This is a genomic window from Vibrio sp. T20, assembly GCF_007858795.1.
Lineage (GTDB): Bacteria > Pseudomonadota > Gammaproteobacteria > Enterobacterales > Vibrionaceae > Vibrio > Vibrio satsumensis.
Map to the genome: position 1 here is coordinate 1 of NZ_VFEB01000206.1, position 224 is coordinate 224.

The 224-nt window shown below is 49.6% G+C and carries 1 protein-coding gene; it reads left to right on the forward strand.

Going from position 1 to position 224, the window contains the following annotated elements; genetic code table 11:
• Window positions 1-224: thiamine pyrophosphate-dependent enzyme (locus FTW16_RS21415; RefSeq protein ID WP_261383498.1), on the forward strand; the 224-nt coding region annotated here is incomplete at both ends.

Genomic DNA, 224 nt, shown 5'->3' on the forward strand with positions numbered 1-224 from the left:
TTTGATAACCAGAACGCACCAGAACTTGAAGGCTACGGTGTTGACCATGTAGCCGTTGTTGAAGGTTTAGGCTGTAAGGCGATTCGAGTTCGTGAGCCAGACCAAATTGCGGCGGCGTTTGAGCAAGCCAAAGAGCTGATGAACAAGCATAAGGTACCGGTTGTTGTTGAGCTGATTCTTGAGCGAGTGACCAACATTGCGATGGGCGTAGAGATCAACGCCAT